Annotated in this window: 21 protein-coding genes; 15 read left to right on the top strand and 6 right to left on the bottom strand. The window is 72.5% G+C overall.

Features of this window, described 5'->3' with window-relative positions; genetic code table 11:
- Window positions 1-58: 58 nt before the first annotated feature.
- Complete coding sequence (locus IEZ27_RS01795) at window positions 59-1651, top strand: CocE/NonD family hydrolase (protein ID WP_189645560.1); 1593 nt, start codon at window positions 59-61, stop codon at window positions 1649-1651.
- Window positions 1633-2607, top strand: a complete 975-nt coding sequence (locus tag IEZ27_RS01790; protein WP_189645559.1) for a helix-turn-helix transcriptional regulator — start codon at window positions 1633-1635, stop codon at window positions 2605-2607. The genes IEZ27_RS01795 and IEZ27_RS01790 overlap by 19 nt, the downstream gene beginning before the upstream one ends.
- Here the strand turns inward: IEZ27_RS01790 and IEZ27_RS01785 are convergent.
- On the bottom strand, window positions 2598-3512 hold the full coding sequence (locus IEZ27_RS01785; RefSeq protein WP_189645558.1) for an SDR family oxidoreductase: 915 nt from the start codon (window positions 3510-3512) through the stop codon (window positions 2598-2600). The two genes, IEZ27_RS01790 and IEZ27_RS01785, sit on opposite strands and share 10 nt — an antisense overlap.
- 77 nt (window positions 3513-3589) lie before the next feature.
- On the opposite strand from IEZ27_RS01785, the gene IEZ27_RS01780 reads away from it, so the two are divergent.
- The 4 genes from IEZ27_RS01780 to mctP all read left to right on the top strand — a co-directional run bounded on the left by IEZ27_RS01780 (window position 3590) and on the right by mctP (window position 6797).
- Window positions 3590-4138, top strand: coding sequence for a VOC family protein (locus tag IEZ27_RS01780; protein ID WP_189645557.1), 549 nt, complete (start codon window positions 3590-3592; stop codon window positions 4136-4138).
- Window positions 4138-4767 carry a carboxymuconolactone decarboxylase family protein gene (locus IEZ27_RS01775; protein WP_189645556.1) on the top strand — a complete coding sequence of 210 codons (630 nt, stop codon included), beginning with the start codon at window positions 4138-4140 and terminating at the stop codon, window positions 4765-4767. Before IEZ27_RS01780 ends, IEZ27_RS01775 begins: the two co-directional genes overlap by 1 nt.
- Before the next feature lie 228 nt (window positions 4768-4995).
- Window positions 4996-5205 carry a DUF3311 domain-containing protein gene (locus tag IEZ27_RS01770; protein WP_125637481.1) on the top strand — a complete coding sequence of 70 codons (210 nt, stop codon included), beginning with the start codon at window positions 4996-4998 and terminating at the stop codon, window positions 5203-5205.
- An 8-nt stretch (window positions 5206-5213) separates the two neighbouring features.
- On the top strand, window positions 5214-6797 hold the full coding sequence (mctP, locus tag IEZ27_RS01765) for a monocarboxylate uptake permease MctP (protein ID WP_308427241.1): 1584 nt from the start codon (window positions 5214-5216) through the stop codon (window positions 6795-6797).
- Between the two features lie 3 nt (window positions 6798-6800).
- On the opposite strand, the gene IEZ27_RS01760 is transcribed toward mctP, so the two are convergent.
- A complete protein-coding gene (locus tag IEZ27_RS01760) occupies window positions 6801-7145 on the bottom strand; it encodes a DUF6285 domain-containing protein (RefSeq protein WP_125637483.1) in 345 nt (114 codons plus the stop codon).
- 340 nt (window positions 7146-7485) lie between these two features.
- On the opposite strand from IEZ27_RS01760, the gene IEZ27_RS01755 reads away from it, so the two are divergent.
- From IEZ27_RS01755 to IEZ27_RS01745, 3 genes are all read left to right on the top strand, one after another.
- The gene (locus IEZ27_RS01755) at window positions 7486-7671 is read left to right on the top strand and encodes a hypothetical protein (protein WP_125637484.1); all 186 of its coding nucleotides are present in this window, start codon (window positions 7486-7488) and stop codon (window positions 7669-7671) included.
- A gap of 240 nt (window positions 7672-7911) precedes the next feature.
- Window positions 7912-9102 (top strand): acyl-CoA dehydrogenase family protein, encoded by a 1191-nt coding sequence (locus IEZ27_RS01750; RefSeq protein WP_189645554.1) that lies wholly within the window; start codon window positions 7912-7914, stop codon window positions 9100-9102.
- Window positions 9099-10034, top strand: a complete 936-nt coding sequence (locus IEZ27_RS01745) for a phosphotransferase family protein (RefSeq protein ID WP_189645553.1) — start codon at window positions 9099-9101, stop codon at window positions 10032-10034. The genes IEZ27_RS01750 and IEZ27_RS01745 overlap by 4 nt, the downstream gene beginning before the upstream one ends.
- A gap of 12 nt (window positions 10035-10046) precedes the next feature.
- Here IEZ27_RS01745 and IEZ27_RS01740 read toward each other — a convergent pair whose 3' ends face one another.
- Window positions 10047-10628: a TetR family transcriptional regulator gene (locus IEZ27_RS01740; protein WP_189645552.1), complete on the bottom strand. Its 582-nt coding sequence runs from the start codon at window positions 10626-10628 to the stop codon at window positions 10047-10049.
- Window positions 10625-11044, bottom strand: coding sequence for a hypothetical protein (locus tag IEZ27_RS01735; RefSeq protein ID WP_125637490.1), 420 nt, complete (start codon window positions 11042-11044; stop codon window positions 10625-10627). The genes IEZ27_RS01740 and IEZ27_RS01735 overlap by 4 nt, the downstream gene beginning before the upstream one ends.
- A gap of 53 nt (window positions 11045-11097) precedes the next feature.
- Here IEZ27_RS01735 and IEZ27_RS01730 point away from each other — a divergent pair, with 53 nt between their 5' ends.
- The 5 genes from IEZ27_RS01730 to IEZ27_RS01710 are packed head-to-tail and all read left to right on the top strand — an operon-like array spanning window position 11098 to window position 16424.
- Window positions 11098-11778, top strand: coding sequence for a class I SAM-dependent methyltransferase (locus tag IEZ27_RS01730; protein WP_189645551.1), 681 nt, complete (start codon window positions 11098-11100; stop codon window positions 11776-11778).
- 50 nt (window positions 11779-11828) lie between these two features.
- A complete protein-coding gene (locus tag IEZ27_RS01725; protein ID WP_189645550.1) occupies window positions 11829-12599 on the top strand; it encodes a hypothetical protein in 771 nt (256 codons plus the stop codon).
- The gene (locus IEZ27_RS01720; protein ID WP_189645549.1) at window positions 12596-13726 is read left to right on the top strand and encodes a hypothetical protein; all 1131 of its coding nucleotides are present in this window, start codon (window positions 12596-12598) and stop codon (window positions 13724-13726) included. Before IEZ27_RS01725 ends, IEZ27_RS01720 begins: the two co-directional genes overlap by 4 nt.
- The gene (locus IEZ27_RS01715) at window positions 13723-15150 is read left to right on the top strand and encodes a hypothetical protein (RefSeq protein ID WP_189645548.1); all 1428 of its coding nucleotides are present in this window, start codon (window positions 13723-13725) and stop codon (window positions 15148-15150) included. The genes IEZ27_RS01720 and IEZ27_RS01715 overlap by 4 nt, the downstream gene beginning before the upstream one ends.
- Window positions 15147-16424 (top strand): AAA family ATPase, encoded by a 1278-nt coding sequence (locus IEZ27_RS01710; RefSeq protein WP_229823077.1) that lies wholly within the window; start codon window positions 15147-15149, stop codon window positions 16422-16424. Before IEZ27_RS01715 ends, IEZ27_RS01710 begins: the two co-directional genes overlap by 4 nt.
- Before the next feature lie 13 nt (window positions 16425-16437).
- Here the strand turns inward: IEZ27_RS01710 and IEZ27_RS01705 are convergent, their stop codons facing one another.
- Window positions 16438-17370, bottom strand: coding sequence for a GNAT family N-acetyltransferase (locus IEZ27_RS01705; RefSeq protein ID WP_189645546.1), 933 nt, complete (start codon window positions 17368-17370; stop codon window positions 16438-16440).
- Between the two features lie 68 nt (window positions 17371-17438).
- On the opposite strand from IEZ27_RS01705, the gene IEZ27_RS01700 reads away from it, so the two are divergent.
- Window positions 17439-17759, top strand: a complete 321-nt coding sequence (locus IEZ27_RS01700) for an STAS domain-containing protein (RefSeq protein ID WP_189645545.1) — start codon at window positions 17439-17441, stop codon at window positions 17757-17759.
- Here the strand turns inward: IEZ27_RS01700 and IEZ27_RS01695 are convergent.
- Window positions 17740-19314 carry an MDR family MFS transporter gene (locus tag IEZ27_RS01695; protein ID WP_229823076.1) on the bottom strand — a complete coding sequence of 525 codons (1575 nt, stop codon included), beginning with the start codon at window positions 19312-19314 and terminating at the stop codon, window positions 17740-17742. The two genes, IEZ27_RS01700 and IEZ27_RS01695, sit on opposite strands and share 20 nt — an antisense overlap.
- Between the last annotated feature and the right edge of the window lie 90 nt (window positions 19315-19404).

Genomic DNA, 19404 nt, shown 5'->3' with positions numbered 1-19404 from the left:
TACGCGACCGTAACCCCCGCCTATCACCCGTCCCGTCGCATCTGTTACTGGTTAGGACATGAGACGCGTGCGGCTCCGGCGGAACATCCCCGTCCCCATGCCCGACGGCGTGACGCTGCTGGCCGACCACTACGCCCCGCCCCACGGGCGGGCGGCCCCGGCGGTCCTGATCCGCTCGCCGTACGGCAGGCGCGGCCTGTTCGGCTGGATGTACGGCCGCGGGTTCGCCAGGAACGGCTTCCACGTGCTGATCCAGAGCTGCCGGGGCGGCTTCGGCTCGGGCGGCAGCCTCGACCCGCTCGGCGACGAGCACGACGACGGCCTGGCCACGATCGCCTGGCTGCGCAAACAGCCCTGGTACGGCGGCTCGTTCGCCATGTTCGGCCCCTCCTACCTCGGCTACGCCCAGTGGGCCGTGGCGTCCGAGGCCGGGCCCGACCTCAAGGCCATGGCCACGCAGATCACCGCCTCCCAGTTCAGGGACGCCGCGTACGTGGGCGGCGCGTTCGCGCTGGAGTCGGCGCTGAGCTGGACCACGCTGACCGAGACCATGACGCGCCGGTTCGTGGGCGGGGCGGCGATGCTGACCGCGCCGAGGTCGACCCGGCGGGCGGTGTTGTCGGGGCGGCCGGTGGCCGAGCTGGACCTGGCCTCGGCGGGCCGGCCGCTGCGCTTCTTCCGCGACCTGCTGGCCCACCATGCCGACCCGGCCGTGCCGTACTGGGCCAAGCGCGACTTCTCCCCCAAGGTCGGCGAGGTGGAGGCCGCGGTCACCATGCTCGGCGGCTGGTACGACGTCTTCCTGCCCTGGCAGCTCAAGGACTACGCGGCGATGCGGGCGGCGGGACGGCGGCCGTACCTGACGATCGGGCCCTGGTACCACGTCGACTCCCGGCACGGGCGGCCCTCGATGACCGAGGCGCTGGCCTGGTTCCGCGCCCACCTGATGGGCGATTCGTCCGGGCTGCGTCCCGACCCGGTGCGGCTCTACGTGACCGGGGCCGGCGAGTGGCGCGACTACCCCGACTGGCCGGTGCCGGGCATGCGGGAGCAGCGCTGGCACCTCCAGGAGGGTGGCGGGCTGGCGCCGGAGGTGCCGGCGCAGGCCGGGTCCGGCCGGTTCCGCTACCACCCCGCCCACCCGACGCCGGTGATCGGCGGACCGGTGCTGCTGGCCGACTCCAGGCCGCGCGACCAGCGGCGCCTGGAGGCCCGGCGCGACGTGCTGGTCCACAGCTCCGCGACGCTGGAGTCGGACGTGGAGATGATCGGCCCGGTGCACGCCGACGTCTACCTGCGCTCCAGCACGCCGTACGTGGACGTGGTGGTCCGGGTGTGCGACGTGCACCCCGACGGGCGCTCGCTCAACCTGTGCGAGGGGGTGCGCCGGCTGGGCCCGGTGACCGGCGACGGCGACGGCGTGCGCCGCGTACGGGTGGAGTTGTGGCCGATCGGGCACCGGTTCCGTCGCGGCCACCGGATCCGGGTGCACGTGGCGGCCGGGGCGTACCCGACGATCGCCCGCAACCCGGGCACCGGCGAGCCGGTGGACGCGGCGGGCGGCCCGATGGTGCCCGCCGACGTCGAGGTGTTCCACTCCCCCGACCGCCCCTCGGCCGTGGTGTTGCCGCTGTGCGCGCCGCGCGGCTGATGTCGCTGGTCCTGCTGCTGCAGGGCCGGGGCGGGATGACGGCGGCCGAGCTGGCCAAGGAGCTGGAGGTCTCCGAGCGCACGGTGCACCGCGACGTGCTGGCGCTGTCGGAGGCGGGCGTACCGGTCTACGCCGACCGCGGGCGCGGCGGCGGCTACCGGCTGCTGGACGGCTACCGCACCCGGCTGACCGGGCTGGACCGGTCCGAGGCCGAGGCGCTGTTCCTGTCGGGGGTGCCCGGGGCGCTGCGCGAGATGGGACTGCAGGAGGTGGCGGCGACGGCCCGGCTCAAGGCCGCCGCGGCGCTGTCCCCCGCGCTGCGCGACGCGCCCGCGACCGCCGCGCAGCGCTTCCACCTGGACGCGCCCGGCTGGTTCGCCGGCGACGTGCCGCCGCCCGCGGCGCTGGCCCCGCTGGCCAGGGCCGTGTGGAACGACCTGCCGGTCACGCTGGACTACAAGGAGCGCAGGCGGGACCTGGAGCCGTACGGGCTGGTGCTGAAGGCGGGCAGCTGGTACCTGGCGGCCCGGCTGGGCACCCGGTTCCTGATCTTCCGGGTGGACCGGATCGGGGACGTCCGCCTGCGCGAGCCGCGTTTTGATCGGGAGGCGGGCTTCGACCTGGCCGGGTTCTGGGCCGGGCAGGCGGCCGCGTTCAGCCGCTCGCTGCTCAGGGACGTGATCACGTTGCGGCTCAGCCCGGCGGGACGGCGCATGCTGCGGTACGTCGCCGACCCCGCCGCCGTGGACGACGCGCTGGCCTCGCTCACGCCGGACGGGGTCGTACGCCTGGCCGTGGAGTCGGTGGAGGTGGCGTACTCGCAGGTGCTGCGGTTCGGGCCGGAGGCCGAGGTGCTCGAACCGGCGGAGCTGCGTACCCTGGTCGCCCGCGCCGCCGCCCGCACGGCGGCGCTCTACGCGGGCGAGGAGCCGCCCTCCTCTGCGGGTCAGCGATAGGCCTCCCAGCCGCCGTCGCCGCCCTTCTCGCCGGCCTTCTCGCCGGCCTTCTCGCCGGCCTCGGCGAGGTAGCGCCACACCTGCGGGCGGCTGCCGTCCACGTCGGTGATCCCGTACGCCTCGGCCAGTTCGCCGCTGGTGACCGAGGCCCCCGACCAGCGCTTGCGGCCGGGGTCCTGGGCGAGGGCGGCCACGCCGCGACCGGCGTAGGCGGGGGTCTCCGAGACCATCCAGGCACCGTCCGCCTTCGCCTCGCGCCAGTTCTCCTCGGTGACGCCGAAGCCCTCCAGCATCGCCTCCGAGCGCAGGAACCCGGGTGTCACGGCCACCGCCGTCCCGCCGTACGGGCGCAGCTCGTGGGACCAGGCGAAGGCCAGCCGGTTGACCGACAGCTTGGCCAGGTCGTAGTAGACGTTCTCGCGGTAGCGGGTCCGGTTGAACTCCCAGGTGCCGTCGGTGACCTCCACGACCAGGCCGCCCTCGCGCCGGATCAGCAGCGGCAGCAGGTGGCGGGCGCTGATCAGGTGGGTGTCGATCGCCAGCCTGAGCAGGCGCAGCCCGTCGTCCAGGTCGTGCTCCCAGACGGGGGTCTCCCACTTCCACAGGCGGTCGGCGCCCCACACGTCGTTGACCAGCACGTCGAGCCGGCCCTGCTCGCGTTCGACCCGCGCGGCCAGGTCCGCGACCTGCGCGGGGTCAAGGAAGTCGGCCGCGACCGCGATGCCCGTGCCGCCGGCCGCGCTCACCAGCTCGGCGGTCTCCTCGATCGTCTCGGGACGATCCATCTCCGAACGGCGCTCCCGCGTGCTCCGGCCGGCGCAGTAGACCGTCGCCCCGGCCGCCCCCAGAGCGACCGCCATGCCTCGTCCCGTACCGCGGGTCGCGCCCGCCACCACCACAATCATGGGCCGATCGTGTCCCGAATACCCGTCACCCCATGTCATGTTTTATGCCGAAACCCTGTGATAAGTAGTTGATTACTATGAACAGCGAATTCGAGCTCCGCGGGGTCAACCACATCGCCCTGGTCTGCTCGGACATGAAGCAGACCGTCGACTTCTACTCCGGCGTGCTGGGCATGCCGCTGATCAAGACGATCGAGCTGCCCTTCGGCTGGGGCCAGCACTTCTTCTTCGACTGCGGCGGCGGCAACGCGCTGGCCTTCTTCTGGTTCCCCGACGCGCCCGAGGGGGTGCCCGGGGTGTCGGCGCCGAAGAGCCTGCCCGACCGGGGCGAGCTGCTGTCGGCGGTCGGCTCGATGAACCACCTCGCCTTCGACGTGCCGCCCGAGCGCATCGATGAGTACCGCGACCGGCTGGTCGCCAAGGGCATCGACGTGGGCGTGCTGCTCAACCACGACGACAGCGAGTTCGGCGTGGCGGCGCAGATGCACGACGGCGTGTTCGTCAGGTCCATCTACTTCAAGGACCCCGACGGGGTCCTGGTGGAGTTCGCCGCCTGGACGCGGCCCGTCGGGCAGCCCGGCGACGTACGGCACGAGCCCAAGACGGCCGCCGACAGGACCGTCTGATGCCGCGCCTGCGCCGGGTGCCGCCCGAGGAGGTGAGCGACCCGGTCGTCCGGTTCTTCCACGACCGGCTGCTGTCCCCCGACGGCACGGGGACCGCGACCGGCTCGCCGGGCGACTGGTGGACGGTCTTCGCCCTCGACCCCAAGATCTTCCGCCACTGCGTCAAGGGCTTCCAGATCTACCGGGAGTCCCGGCTCGACCCGGTGCTGCGCGAGCTGGGGCAGACCAGGGCGGGCTGGGCGCGGCAGAGCCAGTTCGTCTACTCCCAGCACTGCAAGCAGCTCCGGGCGCTCGGCGTGCCCGAGGAGAAGGTGGCGGCGGTCGCGTCCTGGCAGGTCAGCGACCGGTTCGGCGAGCTGGAACGGGCGGTGCTGGCCTACACCGACGGCCTGGTGCTCGACGGCGGCCGGGTGCACGACGAGGTGTTCGCCGTACTGCGCGCCCATCTGCCCGACGAGCAGATCCTCGAGCTGACCTACATCGTCTGCCTGTACGAGATGCACGCCACGATGGCACGGGCACTGCGGCTGGAGTTCGACGACCGCCCCGACCCGATCATCGAGGTGCCCGCGCCCGAGGGGTACGGCACGAGGGACATCGCCGACGAAGTGACCGTTCGTCGCGAGTAGCCGACCATTCGCCGATCGGGCGGTTCCGCCCGGCGCGAGGGCGACTTAACGTGCCGGTGACGGAGGGGGCTTCACGTCTCACTTGTTGAGAGTTCATCTCGACATTTAGGCCAAACCGTAATACTCCGGACATTGGGTTCAATACCTCCGGAAAGCTAACCTCCCTCCATTGACGACATTGTCAGGAACCGGTCAACAAACCGGTCCTGATCCCCAATCGGAGGGTCGATGACTACCGGGGATTCCGGGCAGCCACGTACCGACCGCAGCCCGTGGAACTGGCTGCTGGTCGTGCCGATCGTGCTCCCCCTGCTCACGTTCCTGTTCAACTCCGACGAGCCGCGCGTGCTCGGCTTCCCGCTGTTCTACTGGTTGCAGCTCGCCTTCATCGTGGTCGGCGTCGGCTGCACCACGATCGTCTACCGGATGACCAAATGAGCGGGCACGTGACCGAGCTGGTCGTCTTCGCGCTGCTGTTCATCCTGGTCAGCGGCATGGGCTTCGTGGCGGCCCGCTGGCGGCGGCCCACCGACCTGGCCAGCCTCAACGAATGGGGCCTCGGCGGGCGCAGCTTCGGCTCCTGGGTCACCTGGTTCCTGGTCGGCGGCGACCTGTACACCGCCTACACGTTCGTGGCCGTGCCGGCGCTGGTGTTCAGCTCCGGCGCGCTCGGGTTCTACGCGCTGCCGTACACCGTGGTGGTCTACCCGCTGGTGTTCCTGGTGCTGGCGCGGATGTGGTCGGTCTCGCATGTGCACGGGTTCGTCACGCCCGCCGACTTCGTCCGGGCGCGCTTCGGGTCGCCGACGCTGGCTCTGCTGATCGCCATCACCGGGCTGGTGGCCACGATGCCGTACATCGCGCTGCAGCTCGTCGGCATCGAGGCGGTGCTGAAGTCGATGGGCATCACCGGGCACCTGCCGATCGTCATCGCCTTCGCGATCCTGGCCGCCTACACCTACCAGTCGGGCCTGCGCGCCCCCGCGCTGATCGCCTTCGTCAAGGACGCGCTGATCTACATCGTGATCCTGGCCGCGGTCATCTACATCCCGGCCAAGCTGGGCGGCTGGAGCCACATCTTCGACATGGCGCAGGCCAAGTTCGACAAGACCCCGGCCCCGGGCGACGGCATCCTGCTCAACGGCGCCAACCAGCTCCAGTACATCACGCTGGCCTTCGGCTCGGCCCTGGCGCTGTTCCTCTACCCGCACAGCCTCACCGGCGTGCTGGCCTCCAAGAACCGCAACGTCATCAAGCGCAACATGTCGGCGCTGCCGGCCTACAGCTTCGTGCTCGGCCTGATCGCGCTGCTGGGCTTCATGGCCATCGCGGCCGGCACCAAGCCGATCGGCACCGACACGAACACGGTCGTGCCGATGCTGTTCGACCAGCTCTTCCCCGACTGGTTCACCGGTGTGGCGTTCGCGGCCATCGGCATCGGCGCGCTGGTCCCGGCGGCGATCATGTCGATCGCGGCGGCGAACCTGTTCACCCGCAACATCTACCGCGAGTACATCAACAAGCAGGCCACCGACGCCCAGGAGGCCAAGGTCTCCAAGGTGGTCTCGCTCGTGGTCAAGGTCGGCGCGGTGCTGTGCATCCTGCTGCTGGACCCGCAGTTCTCGATCGACCTCCAGCTCATCGGCGGCGTGATCATCCTGCAGACGCTGCCGTCGGTGGCGCTCGGCCTGTACACGCGCTGGTTCCACAAGGGCGGCCTGATGGCGGGCTGGGCGGCGGGCCTGGCGGCGGGCGTGTGGATGCTCTACCTCATCCCCAACCCGGCCAAGGGCAAGGCGCACTTCGGCGGCTCGGCCTTCAGCCTGGAGAACCTCGGCTTCGACACCAAGATGACCATCTACGCGGGCTTCCTCGCGCTGATCGTCAACCTGGTCGTCGCCGTGCTCGGCACGCTGATCTTCCGGGCGGCCAAGGTGGCCGACGGCGCCGACACGACGCAGCGCGGCGACTACTTCGCCGACGAGGGCGACCCCGACGTCAAGGACCTGGACCTGGCCGGCTCCCACTGACGCTCACGGCCGCTGGAGGTAGCCGGGATCGGCCACCTCCAGCTTGGCCCGTACGGCCTGGACCAGGGCCTCGGTGAGCGCGTCGTCGCCGTCGAAGCGGCCCGCGCGGACGGCGGCGGCCAGCTCGGCGTCGTCGGCCACGCCCAGCTCCGCCAGCCGCGCGGCGTGCTCGGCGGCCTGGTCCGGGCCCAGCTCGATCTCCCGTTCGACCATGCCGAGCACGTTGATCGCCACCCGGGTGTGGAAGCGCACCCGCCCCTCGACCGCGGGCAGCACGTCGTCCCGCAGGAACTCCCGTACGGCCGCGACGAGCTGCGCGGCGGTGGGCACGTCATGGGGCTGCGCCATCGGGGGCACTCCCGTCACCTCGCTCCGGAGCCGTACGCGCCGCGCACGGCCTGTCGTGAGCCCAGGCATAAGGATCACCGCCTCCCGTGTCAAGCCTCCGGCGCGCGGATGACCTTTCTCCACCCCGGGACGACAGACACTCGTCCGCGGTCGGCGTGTCTCTACCCGGCCGCCCGATCGCCCGCTGGCGGGCTCGCGGCGGCGATGACAGGCTTCCCGAGCGGCCCGGCCCCCGGGGTCACGCGGACGGCCCGGACGGCTGGGGAAGTCGCCCGGCGCAGCTTCCCGGACCACAGGTCTCCCGGGCCGCTCAGCCGCAGTCGACCCTAGGGAGCGCAGCATGAACGACGACGTACGCGTCAAGGCCTGCCGCATCAACGACCACGTGGAGCTCATCCACGACTCCGCGCCGGACGTGGTCCTGGAGATCCCGCGCCGCGACTGGCAGGACTTCCTGGAGGCGGTCAGGTCCGGCGCGTTCGAGCTGGAGATCCTGCCCCGCAAGGCCGAGGAGAACGCGGCCTGACCCGTTCCACGCCGAAGGGCCCGGCGGCCGCCGCCGGGCCCTTCCCCGTCTCCCGGCGGGGACGCGGCACGATGGGAGCCGGTTCTGTCGGTCGGCGCGCGGCTGGTCTTCCCGCGCGCCAACGGCAACACCGCGCGCATCTGGGAACGGGCCTCGGCCGAGCGGTTCAGCTTCGACCGCTGCTGCCGCGCCGGCGCGCCGACCGTTGACCGCGCAACGGATTTCGGTTGAGATCACCCCATGAGCTTCGCCGTACCCGGCCATGTCCGGCCGATCCGTGACGCCGTGCGCGCGTTCATGACCGAGCGCGTCGAACCGGCGGAGGAGATCCTGCACGAGGGCGGCCCGGAGGCCGCCACCACCATGGCCGGGCTGCGGGACGAGGCCAGGAAAGAGGGCCTGTGGGCCCTCGGCCACCCCCGCGAGCTGGGCGGCGGCGGGCTGCCGTTCCTCGACTACGTCTACGTCAACGAGGTCCAGGGCCGCAGCGAGTACGGGCAGCTCGCCCTCGGCACGTTCACCCTCCAGGACTCGCTCATGCTGCACGAGCACGCCTCCCCCGAGCAGCGCGAACGCTATCTGGAGCCGCTGGTGCGCGGTGACATCTCGCCCAGCTTCGCGATGACCGAGCCGGCGGTCTCCAGCAGCGACCCCACCCAGATCACCACCGCCGCCGTGCTCGACGGCGACGAATGGGTGATCAACGGGCACAAGTGGTTCACCACGGGGGCGTCGGTGGCGGCGTACACGACCGTGATGTGCCGTACGGAGCCGGACGCGCCGCCCCACCGGGCCTTCTCCATGATCCTCGTGCCGACGGACACGCCCGGCTACACGATCGTGCGCGAGACGCCCGTGCTGGGGCTCGACGGCGCGCACTGCGAGGTGCGCTACGAGGACGTACGGGTGCCCGCCGGGAACCTGCTCGGCGAGCGCGGGCACGGCTTCGTCATCGCCCAGCGGCGCCTCGGGCCCGGCCGGATCTTCCACTGCATGCGCTGGCTCGGACAGGCGCAGCGGGCCTTCGACCTGATGTGCCGCAGGCTGCACGCGCGCACCGCCTTCGGCGAACCCCTGGCGGCCAAGCAGCTCATGCGGCAACACGTCTTCGACTCCTACACCGAGATCCAGGCCGCCCGCCTGCTCACGCTCCAGGCCGCCGAGGCCGTGGACGCGGGCTCGCAGGCCCGCGTCGAGATCGGCGCGATCAAGGTGGTCGGCGCGCGCATGCTGCACAACGTCATCGACCGCGCCATCCAGGTGTACGGCGCGGCCGGTCTGACCCCCGACACCCCGCTGGACCGCATGTACCGCCACGCCCGCGCCGCCCGCGTCTACGACGGGCCCGACGAGGTGCACATCGACGCCGTGGGCCGCCGCGTCCTCGGCGAGTACGCGGCCGGCGGCGCCTGGGAGTTCGGCCTGCGATGAACCGTCCCGAGTCGATCGCCCGCGAGGTGTACGGCCCCGGCGCGGCCGTCCCGTACGCGGTCAGGCTGCCCGGCGGGGCCTCCAGGGAGACCTGGGCCCTGGACGTGGTCGTCCCCGGCGGCGACCGGCACGAGCTGGTGCTCCGGCTCGACGGGCCGGGGGCCGCCCTGGAGGCGGGCCCTGGTCTCGCGGCCGAGGCGCGGCTGATGCGGGTGGCCGGCGACGCCGGGGTTCCGGTGCCGCGCGTGGTGGCCGCCGGCGCCTCCTACGTCCTGATGACCCGGATCCCCGGCGAGACCATCCCGCGCCGGATCCTGCGCGACGACGCCTACGAGCGGGCCCGGCCCAGGCTGGCCGCCCAGTGCGGCCGGGCGCTCGCGGCGGTGCACCGCATGCCGCTTTCGTGCCTGCCGGAGAGCGAGCCGGCCGATCCGCTGCGCCGCTGGCGTGACGTGCTCGACCTGACCGGCGAGCCGCATCCGGTGTTCGAGCTGGCCCTGCGCAGGCTGACGGCCGACCGGCCGCCCGCCTCCCGGACGAGCGTGGTGCACGGCGACTTCCGCAACGGCAACCTGGTCGTCGGCCCCGAGGGCATCAGGGCCGTGCTCGACTGGGAGCTGGCCCACGCCGGCGACCCGCTGGAGGACCTGGGCTGGTTGTGCGTCAAGGCGTGGCGGTTCGGCTCGCCGCTGCCCGTGGGCGGGTTCGGCGGCTACACCGAGCTGGCCGCCGCCTACGAGGAGGCCGGCGGGCAGCACGTCGACCTGGACACGCTGCGCTGGTGGGAGACGTTCGGGGTGCTCAAGTGGGGCATCATCTGCGTCATGCAGACGATGCGGCACCTGCGGGGCGGCGCGTCCTCGGTGGAGCTGGCCGCCCTCGGCCGCCGCGTCTGCGAGACCGAGTGGGACCTGCTCGGCCTGTTGCGCTGAGCGGCCCCCCGTTCACCGGCGGCCGGGGGCCACGGCCGCCGCGATCACGTCGACCAGCCCCTCCACCACCTGCGAGCGGCCGACCTCCGGATGCTCCAGCCACCAGTCGCCCGTCGTCTGCACCATGCCGACGAAGGCGTGGCCGAGCACCTGCGCGCGCACCGGGTCGGGCACCACCCGCTCGTCGGCCAGCACCCGGCCCAGCTCCTCGCCCAGGCTGCTGACGAGCGAGGTCATGTGGGAGCGGATCCGGGTGTCCTCGCCGCTGGCCCGGTGGAACAGGAAGCGGTAGAGGTTGAGGTTGGCCGAGACCAGGTCGAGGTAGACGTCGATGGTGGCGCGGGCGCGGGCCCGCAGGTCGGTGCCGGCCTCGGCGAAGCGGGGGCGCAGCAGGGCGATCACCGTGCGCACGTGGCGGTCGGCCAGCGCCTGGTAGAGGCCGCTGCGGTCGCCGAAGTGGCGGTAGAGGATGGGCTTGGTGATGCCGGCCTCGGCGGCGATGGCCGCCATCGACACCTCGGGGCCCTCGGCCAGGATGGCCCGGTCGGCGGCGTCGAGCAGCGCCCTGCGCCGGTCGGGGTCCCGTCCACTCATCTGCTCAGGATAGATCGCAGACGGCCCGGCAGCAGCGCCGAGAAGATCAATAACGCGCCGGTGTAGGCGTACAGGCCGGTCATCCCGGCCAGCGTGCCGGGCGGCTCGGCCCACGGCGGCTGCCACACCTCCGGCAGCGCGCCCGCCAGGCCGATCGCGGCCCGCAGGTCGAGGGCGAACAGCGCGCCGGCCACCACCAGCGGTAACCCACAGGCCAGCGCCGCCGCGGGCCAGGCGGTCAGCAGGGCGACCAGCACGGCCGCCGCCGCCAGGAGGCCGGGCCCGGCGGGGGCCGGGGCGAACGCGGCCTGCCCCGCCCGCAGCGCCCTGGCGCCCGCCTCGGTCAGGTAGAAGACGGGGGGAACGGCGATCAGGCCCGCGCCGACGCCGATCAGAGCTCGCACCTCACCGGTCACAGGGGCCATCGTCCCCCTTCGCGGGCGGCTCACGCGGCGATTACCTTCAAAAGATGAAGAACAGCGGAACAGGCCCAGGCGCCATCACCCCCGACGGATCCCCCGTGGAGTTCTACACCCTCCTCGAACCCGGCCGCGACGCCGAACTCGTGATCCAGGAGAGCCCGCCCGGCGGCTCCGTCCTGGAGCTGGGCGCGGGCGTCGGCCGGGTCACGCACGCGCTCGTCGCCGCCGGCCTGGACGTCGTCGCCGTGGACGAGTCCGCCGAGATGCTCGCGCACGTGCGCGGGGCCGAGACCGTGCTGGCGCGGCTCCAGGACCTGCGGCTCGACCGGCGCTTCGACACGGTCACGCTGGGCTCCCAGCTCGTCAACGTCGTCGACGGCGAGGTCAGGCGGGCCTTCCTCGGCGCGTGCGCCCGGCACGTCGCGCCGGGCGGGGCGGTGCTGGTCCAGTGGATCCCCGGCGAGCGGCACGACGTGTGGCAGGCGGGCTCGGGCAGGGCCGACGGCGAGGTCACGATCACCATGGCGGAGGTCGAGGAGATCTCCCCCGGTGTGTACGCGGCGACCATGCGCTACGCGCACGGCGAGCGGGTCTGGACGCAGTCGTTCACCTCGCGGCGGCTGAGCGACGAGGAGGTGGCCGCCGACCTGGCCGCCGTGGGGTTGCGGCTGGACCGGTTCCTCACCGAGGACCGTACGTGGTTCGCGGCCCGGCCCTTTACAACGTAGATTTCACCATAAATACTGGTAAATACTGGAACTGTTGATACCCTCGCGCCATGAGTGACGGGCTGGACGATCTCGAACGGCGGATCGACGGGCTCCGGGCAGGCGTGCGCAAGGCCATGCGCGCCAGGGACGGCGCCACGGCCCGCGTCCTGCGCGCCGAGCTGCGTGCCGCCGAGCGCGCCTGGGACGCCCTGGTCAGCGGCGAGCAGCCCAAGGCCAGGGCGGAAGGGCCCCGGCTGGTCACCGTGCGCGAGCAGGTGCACCAGGCGCTCGCGCTGCTCGGGGCCGCCGCACAACCCCGCCTGGTGGTGGCGGTCAGCGGCGCGTTCTTCGCCGGCACCATCCGCAGCGCCCAGCTCACCAGCCTGCGCAGGGACGAGGAACGTTCGTTCCGGTCCACGCCGCACGGCAGGCCGTACTATCTGTGCGCGGCGCTGACCGACCGCCTCTCCTCCGCCCGCGGCCTGCTCACGCTCAGCACGTGGCCGCTGGAGCGGCGCGTGGTCGGCCCGCTCAGCCCCCGCGTCGACTTCCTGACCTGCGCGATCGCCGTGGCCTCCGCAGGCTGCGCGGACGAGGGCGCCCTGCGCCTGCTGGCGCGCATGGCCAGGAACGTGCCCGGCGCCACGGCCGCCGACCTCGGCCCGCCCGACCCGCGGCGGATCGTCGAGGCGGCCAGGGCCGAGCTGTCGGTGCACGCGGAACGCGACACGCGCGACCGCGCCGAGCTGGCACGACGCGCCACATCCCAGCTCGGTGACGTCGCCAGGCTGTTCGGCGCCGCTACGCTGGGCACGATCAAGGAGGAGACAGCGACGTGAGCGGCTTGAGACGCGAGGACGGCCCGGCCCACCGGCTTGACGCGCTGCGCGGCACGACACCGCCCAAGCCGCACGACGCCCGCGCGATCGCGGCCCTGGCGGCCAACCCCGGCTGCGCCCGCCGGGCCCTCATGGACGGCGCCGGGGTCGACAAGGACGCCGCCGCCCGCCACCTGGGCTTCCCCGCGCCGTTCGGCCAGTCGCCGTTCGCGATCACCCGCGGGAACGCGTTCGAGGCGCTGGTCAAGGCCGACGGGTGCGCCGAGCTGCTGCGCCTGCTGCGCGAGGTGCTCGGCCTGCCGGTCGCCGAGGTGGCCTACCACGACGTGGAGAACGTCGGCGCCCACCTGCGCCACACCCACACCCGCGCCCTGTTCGACCGGGCCGCGCGCGGCGACCAGGACGCCGGCACGCTGTTCGACCACCCGCTGCTCAGCCTGGAGATCGCCGGCCACGTCGCCTTCCTCGAACCCGACGTGGTGGCCTTCCAGCTCAGCGGCCGTTTCCACGTCGTGGAGATCAAGTCGTTCGCGGTGGTGGACGGGCAGGCCGACCCCGGCGCGGTGGCCGCCGCCGCCCGCCAGGCCGCGGTCTACGTGCTGGCGCTGCGCACGATGCTGGAGGAGCTCGGGCACGACCCGCTCACCGTCTCCCACGACGTGGTGCTGGTGTGCCCGGAGAACTTCGCCAACCGGCCCGTGGCGACCCTGGTCGACGTACGCAGGCAGCTCGCCGTGCTGCGCCGCCAGCTCACCCGGATGACCGGCCTCGACCGGCTGCTCGCGGCGCTGCCCGACGACCTCAGCTTCGACCTGCGCCCCGGCGAGGACGGCCGCCCCACCCGGCCGGTCGCCGAGCTGGCCGACGCGCTGCACCGGACCACCGCCCGCTACGCGCCCGACTGCCTGTCCACGTGCGACCTGTGCTTCTTCTGCCGCGACGAGGCCCGCCAGGAGGGCGCCTCCGACCTGCTCGGCCGCCAGGTGCGCGACGAGCTCGGCGGGGTCGCCTCCGTGGCCGAGGCGCTGGGCCTGGCCGACGGCCTGCGCGACCCGGCCGACGGCCAGGAGGAGATCGCCGGCCTGCTCCGCAACGCCGAACGCCTGCGCAGGGAGTGTCTCAGTTGAGCCTGCTCACCTCGCTCGCCCGGCTGCGCGCCCTGAACGAGGGCATCGCCCAGCCCGTCGCCACGGTCCGCCACTGCCACGTGGGCGACCGGCCGATGGTGTTCGTCCCGCTGAAGTTGTCGGGCGAGGCCGCCGCGCCGCTGGCCGCCATGCTCGGCACCGACCGCGAACGGCCCCGCCTGCTCGTCGTCGCCCAGCCGCGCAACCGCGACCTGCGCTTCGCCTGGGCCGCCGAGCTGGCCGGGGTGCTGCTGCCGTACATCGAGTCGTTCATCGGCGACACCGAGACGGTGGAGCGCAAGAACGCCGACCCCTATGAGCGGGCGCTCGACGCGCCGCAGCTCGTCCTGCCGAACCCGGCGGGCATCGCCTTCGCCAGGCTGCTCGGCCGTTCCACGCGCTTCCGCCGGCCCGACGGGCCCTACCCGGTGCCCGCCGAGGTGCCGCTGCTCGGGCGGTGGCTGACGTACTTCGGGGAGCGGGCCGCCTATCCCGGCTCGTCGCTGACGCAGGCCGTGACCGAGGAGCTGGGCCGCCACTGGGCCAGCGGGCAGAGCGCGCTGGAGGACGCCAACCTGGCCGCGCTGCTGTCCTGGATCACCCAGGGCCCCTCCGACGACGCCGAGGACCCGCTGATCTGGCCGCCCGCCGGGCCCGCGACCGATCCGGGCTTCGACGCCGAGGTGCTGGCCCCGGCCATCGAGAGCGAGTCGGCCGAGCGGGTCGCCGAGGCGCTGCGCACTCAGCTCGAACCGACCTGGCGGCTGATGTGGCAGGCCCTCGACCTGCTGGCCGGGCTGGAGCCGGGCGCGAGCGTGGCCCAGCGATGGGAGCAGGACCGCGGCTCGTTCAGCGCCATGGCCGCCCACCTCGCCGAGGGCGGGCCGCCGCAGGCCAGGCGCGACGGCGCGGTCGCCGCCGCGGCCAGGCTGGCCCGCATGGAACGTGCCCAGGCCGGCTACGACGTGCAGCGCGCCTACGACGACCCGCTGGTGATGGCCGAGTACCGGCTGACCGGCGAGGCGTTCGCCGGCGAGGTGGTCGAGACCGTGCCCGACAACGTCGAGGGCGAGGGCCGCTCGCGCAAGCTGCGCCCCCTGGTGGTGCTCAAGACCGACGACCCCGTACGCCTGCCGCCCGGCGCCTCGCTCGGCACCCCGCAGCGGCGCGGCCAGGGCGCCGAGCTGGTGGAGGCGCGCGACGGCCTGGTCACCCTGAAGATCACCAAGGGCATGGGCCGGGGGAGGACGCCCGTCCCCGGCGCCGTGCCGGAGGTCGGCGAGCGGGTCTGCTACACCTCGCTGACCGACGATTTCCAGGGCTCGCCCGCGCTGCCCGACTCCGAGGCCACGCCCTGGACGCACGGCGGGCCGCCGCAGGAGTACGTACCCGACGACGAGGACGCGCAGGAGGAGTGGTCGTGAGCGAGAGCCCGGAGCAGGTGATCGCGAACGTCCTGGCCGACCTGCCCAGGAACCGCGGCGTCGTGGTCGACTCCCCGCCGGGCGCGGGCAAGTCCACCCTCGTCGTACGCGCCGCCGCGCACATCGCCGCCACCGGCGAGCCGCTGATGATCGTCGCCCAGACGAACGAGCAGGTCGACGACCTGGTCGCGCGCATCTCCGACAAACACCCCCACCTGAAGGTGGGCCGCCTGTCGGCCGGCGGTTACGTGCCCCACCCGCGCATGCTGGAGCTGCCCGGCGTCACGATCGGCACCCGGATCCAGGATCTCGGCGACCCCGACATCGTCATCGCCACGGCCGACAAATGGGCGTGGATCTCCGGCCGGGTGTGGCCGTGGGCGATCGTGGACGAGGCGTACCAGATGCGTTCGGACAAGCTGCTGCGCATCGCGGGGCTGTTCGAACGGGCGCTGTTCGTGGGCGACCCGGGACAGCTCGACCCGTTCTCGATCGTGGACGGCGACCGCTGGTCGGGGTTGTCGTGGGACCCGTTGCAGAGCGCGGTCGCGGTGCTGCTGCGGCACAACCCCGACCTGCCGGTCCACCGGCTGCCGGTGTCCTGGCGGCTGCCGGCCTCGGCCGCGCCGATGGTTTCGCGGGCCTTCTACCCGTTCACCGGGTTCAGGTCGGGCACGTCCGAGGGCGACCGGCGGCTGGAGCTGACGGCCGGCGGGATGGGCACGGTGCACGACCGCGCGCTGGAGGAGGCCGCCCGGTCGGGGTGGGCGCTGCTGGAGCTGCCCAACCGGCACACCGTGCGTACCGACGGCGAGGCCGTGCAGGCGGTGGCGCTGCTGGCGGCGCGGCTGCTGCAGCGCGGGGGCGTGGCCTCCTCCGAGCAGGGCGAACGGCCGGTGACCGCCGACCGGATCGCGGTCGGCGCGGCCCACCGCGACCAGGTGGCCGCGATCCGGAACGCCGGGCTGCCGCCGGAGATCACCGTCGACACCGCCAACCGCCTCCAGGGCCGCGAGTACGACGTGACGATCGTGTTGCACCCCCTGTCGGGCCGCCGGGACGCGACGGCCTTCCACCTGGAGTCGGGGCGGCTGTGCGTCCTGGCCTCGCGGCACCGGCACGCGTGCGTGGTGGTGGCGCGGGCGGGCATCGCCGAGCTGCTGGACGCCCATCCGTCGGCCGAGCCGGTGCAGCTCGGGGTGCCGGTGAAGTTCCCCGACGGCTGGGAGGCCAACCAGTCGGTGCTGGAGCATCTGGCCCGCCACCGCGTGTGAGGCAGGCGGCAGGTCAGAGGCGGCGGCGCCAGACGTCGATGGCCAGCACCCGGCGCATGCCCGCCGACTCGTACAGGCCGAGGGCGGGGGTGGTGTTGTTGGAGTCGACGTGCAGGATCGTGCCCGTACGGCCCCTCGCGGCGTCGGCGGCGAAGGCGTGGCGGAGCAGGAAACGGCCGAGGCCCCGGCCGCGGAAGCCCGGGTGCACGGCGAGCGTGGCGACGTAGCCGCAGTTCTCGTCGGAGACGAACTGGTTGTTGCCGAACAGCACCCCGGCGGGCTCGCCGTCGATCCTGGCCAGGGTGAGCTGGCTCCAGTCGGTGATGCTCATGGCCTGGCGGCGCTCGTACCAGTGGTCGTAGTCGACCGGGACGAACCCGAAGTGCTCGGCGAAGCCGATCTGGTGCACGCCGTGCGCCGCGCGCCGGGTCTCCTCGTCCTCCCCCGTGTGCAGGGTGAGGCCGGGCAGCGGGGCCGGCGGTTCGACGGGGGGTGTGTGGTCGGCGCGCATGCGGTGGAAGCTGGTGCCCGGCTCGAAGCCCTGGCCCTTGGCGTAGGACTGTTTGGCCTGGTCCTCACGGTAGACGCCGATGTCGACGGTGACGCCGTCGTGGCCGCGCTCATTGCCCAGCTCGCGGGCGCGGGCGGTGACGAGGCGCCACAACTCGTCCTGGAGGCCTCCGTCCGTGCCGGGGCGGGTGACGACCTCGATGTTGACCAGGTCGCCGTCGCCCACGCGGCACGCCCACGCCCACCCGGTCAGCCGCCCGGTCTCGTCGCGGGCCAGCCAGCCGTCCCTGTCGAGGTCGAAGCCCGGCTCGGACAGCTCGTCGGCGACGTCTTCCGGCGTCATGTCGGGCGATCCGATGATCTCGGTGTCGTAGGCCGCGACCAGCTCGTGGATGGCCGCGGCGTCGTCCACCCGGGGGCGGCTGAAGGTGTGCATGAGCAGGATTGTGCACATTCCCCCACCCCCGCGCCTCCCATTTTTCCCGCGGTGGCTAAGCTGAACGGGTGCTCGACAGGACGCCGCTGCACATCGAGGTCGCCACGCCCGACGCGACGACCGTCACACTCGCGCTCAGCGGCGACCTCGACTACGACTCCGTGACCCAGCTCGCCGGGCTGACCCTGCCCCCGGGCCACACCGCGATCGACGTCGACCTGTCCCGGCTGACCTTCATCGACTCCTCCGGCCTGGCCGCGCTCGTCCGCCTCCAGCAACAGGCCGCGGACGCCGGCGCCGTGGTACGCGTCGTGGCGCTGACGCCCCACCTGCGCAGCCTGTTCCTGATGACGGCGCTCGACCGGCTGTTCAGCCTGCCGCCGGGCTGACGACCTCCTGCCGGTCGGCGTCCACCGGGGCGCCGCCGCGCAGCGGGATCTCCTTGATGAGGGCCGCGAGCAGCGGCACCACGACGGCGAAGGCGATGGCCCACCAGAAGACGCCGGAGATCGAGGTCGCCAGCGACTCCAGGATCCCGGTGCGCATCTGCGGCGCCAGCTGTTCGAGCTGCTTGGGGTCCATCCTGGCGCCGCCGCCCGAGGTCATCCGCTCGGCCGCCTGGGCGCCGAACCGGTCGGTCAGCTCCGACAGGTAGTGGTTGTTGAAGATCGCACCGAACAGCGAGACGCCGAACGAGCCGCCGATCGACCGGAAGAACGTGGTCGCGCTGCTGGAGACGCCGAGGTCCTTCTGCTCGACGCTGTTCTGCGCGATGAGCATGGTGGTCTGCATGAGGAAGCCCATGCCGAGGCCGAGCACCGCGATGTAGACGCCGGTCTGCCAGGACGCCGTGTGCACGTCCATGGTGGACAGCAGCCACATGCCGACGGCCATGCCGACGCCGCCGACGATCGGGTAGATCTTGTACTTGCCGGTGCTGGTGATGGCCTTGCCGACGAACAGCGACACGACCATGGCCGAGGCCATCATGGGCAGCAGCAGCAGGCCGGAGTTCGTGGCCGTGGCGCCCTGGACGGTCTGCTGGAACAGCGGCAGGAAGTTGATCGCGCCGAACATGGCGAAGCCGAGCAGGAAGCCGATGCCCGAGATCAGGGTGAAGTTGCGGTTGCGGAAGAGCTGCAGCGGCATGATGGGCTCGGCGACGCGGCGCTCGACCACGATGAAGCCGGCCAGGAACACCACGGCGACCGCGATCAGGGTGAGGATCTGCCAGGAGCCCCAGGCGTACTCGTTGCCGCCCCAGGTGGTGATGAGCACCATCGCGGTGATGCTGACCGACAGCAGGACCGCGCCCGCCCAGTCGATGCGCACCTTGGTGTGCGTCCTGGGGAGGTGGAGGTTCAGCACGAGCATGACCAGCGCGACCGCGCCGACCGGCAGGTTGACGTAGAAGGCCCAGCGCCAGTCGAGGTGGTCGGTGATGAAGCCGCCGACCAGCGGGCCGGCGATCATCGCCAGCGACATGACGCCGGCCATGATGCCCTGGTACTGGCCGCGCTCGCGGGGCGGGACCAGGTCGCCGATGATGGCCATGACGTTGACCATCAGGCCGCCGGCGCCGAGGCCCTGGATCGCGCGGAAGGCGATCAGCTCGGTCATGCCGTCGGCGGGGCCGCCGAGCATCGAGGAACCGGCCATGCCGCACAGCGCGGAGCCGATCATGAAGATGACGACGGACGTGATGAAGATGGCCTTGCGGCCGTACAGGTCGCCGATCTTGCCCCAGATCGGGGTCGAGACGGTCGTGCCGAGGACGTACGCCGTCACCACCCACGACAGATGGGTCAGCCCGCCTAACTCGCCCACGATGCGTGGCATGGCCGTGCCCACGATCATGTTGTCGAGCATGGCCAGGACCATGGCCAGCATCAGGCCCGGCAGGACGACCATGACCTCGCGGCGCCGTCCGACTGCCTCTGCCACTGCACACCCCCAGTGAGATCTTGCTTACTTGCCGACCGGCAAGCTTAGAATAAGCTAGATACTTACTTGCCGACCGTCAAGTCGAAATAG

The organism is Nonomuraea spiralis, from assembly GCF_014648435.1.
Taxonomy (GTDB): domain Bacteria; phylum Actinomycetota; class Actinomycetes; order Streptosporangiales; family Streptosporangiaceae; genus Nonomuraea; species Nonomuraea spiralis.
This window is presented reverse-complemented; position numbering and strand designations above follow the sequence as displayed.